The organism is Nocardia carnea, from assembly GCF_029868855.1.
GTDB lineage: Bacteria > Actinomycetota > Actinomycetes > Mycobacteriales > Mycobacteriaceae > Nocardia > Nocardia carnea_A.
On record NZ_JARWOV010000052.1, the window covers coordinates 1 to 3,399 of the forward strand.

The 3,399-nt window shown below is 68.6% G+C and carries 3 protein-coding genes and 1 pseudogene; 1 reads left to right on the forward strand and 3 read right to left on the reverse strand.

Annotated elements, in window-relative coordinates; all coding sequences use genetic code 11:
* Positions 1-1,527: pseudogene (locus QH195_RS04625) on the reverse strand (hypothetical protein); the annotation flags it as partial.
* Between the two features lie 127 nt (positions 1,528-1,654).
* The gene (locus QH195_RS04630; protein WP_280434426.1) at positions 1,655-2,251 is read right to left on the reverse strand and encodes a TetR/AcrR family transcriptional regulator; all 597 of its coding nucleotides are present in this window, start codon (positions 2,249-2,251) and stop codon (positions 1,655-1,657) included.
* Between the two features lie 64 nt (positions 2,252-2,315).
* Here QH195_RS04630 and QH195_RS04635 point away from each other — a divergent pair, with 64 nt between their 5' ends.
* On the forward strand, positions 2,316-2,834 hold the full coding sequence (locus QH195_RS04635; RefSeq protein WP_280434427.1) for a GNAT family N-acetyltransferase: 519 nt from the start codon (positions 2,316-2,318) through the stop codon (positions 2,832-2,834).
* Between the two features lie 79 nt (positions 2,835-2,913).
* Here the strand turns inward: QH195_RS04635 and QH195_RS04640 are convergent, their stop codons facing one another.
* A complete protein-coding gene (locus tag QH195_RS04640; protein WP_280434428.1) occupies positions 2,914-3,237 on the reverse strand; it encodes a hypothetical protein in 324 nt (107 codons plus the stop codon).
* Positions 3,238-3,399 lie beyond the last annotated feature (162 nt).

The following is a 3,399-nucleotide window of genomic DNA, read 5'->3' on the forward strand; positions in this document are numbered from 1 at the left end:
AATGTCCCCACCGGGGCCGGACGGGGCGGGGGGGGCTGCGGCCCCCGGCGTCGGGCGGGGCGCTGCGGGGGCGGGGACGGCCCCGGGCGCGGCGGCGGGCGCGCCCGCCGGCCCCGGGATTGTCATGGTCGGGGCAATCGCGGTGGAATCGGCGGCCGGCGCAACCGAGGCGCCGGGCGGCACCGAATCGGCCACCAGCGTGACCGCATCCGCCTCCGCGGGCTGCGGATCAGCGGCGCCCGGTTCGCCGGACCACACCGCGGAAGACCGGGTCCACGGTGTCGTCGAAATCCCGGGCGCGACAGTTCCGTCCACACCGGACATTCCTTGCCGACCGCCGGACGGGGCGCCCTGCGGTGTTCCGGAATTCCGCGGCGCCCCATCGGTGGCCCCCGGAAACTGCGGTGTCGCTCCCGGGGTTACCGGATACGGTGTCACTCCCGGCGTCCCGGGTTGCGAGGGCATGCCCGGGGTTCCGGGCGGCGTTACACCGGGAGCCCCGGGCGGCCTCGGGACCTTCGGGGCATGCCCGCTCATATGCTCGTCGAATTCCCGTTGCAAGGCATCGAGCCGTTCGGTGAGCCCCTGGACATCGCCGGAGATCTGCTGGTTCGCGGTTATCGCCTGCGCCAGGATTTCCCGGCCCTGCCCGAAAGCGTCGTTCACAACGTCCAGCGCATGCACCGACACCGACGTTCCCGGGGGCAGGGCTTCACCAGCACGGGCATTGACGGTATCGATGAGCGCATCGACCGCCAGACGCCCCTCGTCGGAGACCCGGCCGGCACCCTTCGCAATCAGCTTCACGGCGTTGGCGTCGAGCTCGGCGAACCCGGCCATAACGGTGTTGAGTTGCTCCGCTTTCTCGGTGTAGTCGGGTACGCCCGCGGTCTCGGTGCCGCTGGCCTTTTCCGGTAGTTCCGGTGCGGGCGGCGCTGTTCGCTCACCGTCTCCGAAGCTTTTCCACACCGAGCAGAGGTAGCCGGGCAGGCTCAGATACATCTCGCCGACAGCACTGGCCCCGGTGAGTTCGGCCGGCATCCGCAGATTCGGCATCGCCGCCGGGCAGCTACCGTTCCCGATATCGGTGGTGTCGATCGATACGACCTGCGGTGACTGCGGGGACACCGCGTAGGCGCCGAAACCCCCACCCAGCGCGGCGAGCAGCCCGCCCTCCCGTTTGGGCCCGTGCACCAGAACCAAACCCGCCTTGTGGTCCACATGCCGTTTGACCACACCGGCGATCCCGTCGTCGGCGGCCTTGGCCAGCCCTTTCTCCACCCCCTCCTTGACGAGCTTTCCGGCCAGATTCGCCCCCCAGGCTCCGCCTACGCCGCCGATACCGGCGACGACGGCCTCCTCCACCGCCTCGCCCATATTCTTGTCGTCGACCAGCATTCCGCCGAGGAAGGAACCCGCCATGGCCCCGAGGAAGGCGCCCGGCGGGCCGAGAAAGCCTCCGGCGACGGCGCCGCCGATAAGACTTCCGGCATCCGCGCCGGTGAAATCCAAGTCGAAAATACCCACCTGAAGAGCTTTTTCGCACTCGGGCGGACATTGCCGGCTCCTGACACAACCTTGACGTGTACACGGGGCTTCTTTGACGACGTATTTTCGGCGCCGTTTCTCGGCCCACGCCGAGAACGTGCCGTCCTCACCGGAGTCGTGCCGGGTCGCCGAATCGGGTCCGCACCGCCCGGTGCACCCGCGCGGTGTCCCCCGTCGCGAGCAGGTCGAGCAGCGCACCCCGGAGCAGTGCCAGCACCTCGGTGCGCTCGGCACGACCGGCGGCGGTATCCCGGATATCCGCCGGTTGCGCGGCCGCCAGCACGTCCAGCCAATCCTGGACCGTCGCCCTTGCGAAACCCGCCCAGGGTCCGTCCGGTTCGACGAGCGACCGGGCGTATCCCTCCAGCCAGAGCGCGAGCAGCGCACGATGTGCGGGGTCGGCGAGCCAGGTCCACAGCAGCGCCGCGACCCCGGGCAGCCGGTTCTCCGCCGGATCACCCGGTGGTAGCGCGTACAGCCGGGCGAGCAGCGCGAGTTCATCGCTACGGGCCCGGCCGAGCAGGGCCCGTACCAGGCCGTCCTTGCTGCCGAACAGGTACAGCAGTACCCGCGGACTGGTCCCGATCGCTTTCGCCAGGGGTCGCAGGGACAGTTCCCCGAGCCCGCGTTCCAGCACATAACCGTAGGCCGCTTCGAGCAGTTCGGACTGCCTCGCCGAGGGGGTTGCATTCGCCTGCGTCATATGGGCATTCTGACACCACTGAAACAGTCGTTTCAGTGGTGGCTATCCGATCCGGAGGACGACCATGACCGCGGTAAACGACAGCGCCCGGGACCGGGCGGTTATCCGAGCGCTCGGCGAACCGGGTGATCTGGGCTGGGTGATCCAGGCCCACGGCGAGCTCTACGCCGCGGAGTTCGGCTGGAACAGCAGCTTCGAAGCGCTCGTCGCCGAGATCGTCGCCGGCTACGCGAGGGATCACGACCCCGCCCGGGAGGCGGCCTGGATCGCGACCCTCGGTGACGAGCGGGTCGGCTGCGTATTCTGCGTCCGCGCGGACGCCGACGCCGCGAAGCTGCGCATTCTGCTCGTCCACCCGGCGGCACGCGGCCACGGCCTGGGTGAACGATTGGTGTCGACCTGCCTGGAGTTCGCCCGCGCGGCCGGCTATCGCCGCATCACACTGTGGACGAATTCGGTTCTGGCCTCGGCCCGGCGGATCTATAAGGCGCTCGGTTTCGAATTGGTCGACGAAACTCCCCACCGCAGTTTCGGGCAGGACCTTGTCGGTCAGACCTGGTCCCGATCACTGCAGGAACAATAGACCGCGACCCCGGATACGCGCCGCCACTCGACTGCGAGGCGTGAACGTGACAACCGGAACACCCCTGGCCGGCACACGCTCACCGAGCGGCGGCCGGAACGGGATTCGGCTTACCGAGCGCCCGATTCCACCGGAACGCACCGCACATACCGTGGAACACGGTCATCACCAGCCCACCCACACAGAGTGCGGCGAATCCGGGCCACCAGTGTGCCGCAAGGTCGGCCCAACAGCCGAGGAGCACGGCCATGATCAGGCCCGCCGCACCGGCGAGCGCGTTACGCACCGGCGCATTGCCGAGAACGTTCGGGAATTCCTCTCCCATCATCCCTTTGGCGAAGTGCGGGAAGGCGTTCACGCCCAGCACGCCCGCGAGAAAAGCCAGAGCAATCGTTTGCCACATCAGAGCACCCCATTTCAGTCAACGCCTGTGGTCCGAAACTACCGATGATCCGAGATTCAGTCAACAGTTGTTGTTCGAAATGCGCCGTGCGATCCACCGACGATCGGCGGTCGGGTCTACGGGGACGCAATGGACCACCGGCACCGGGGGCCCCCCCCCCCC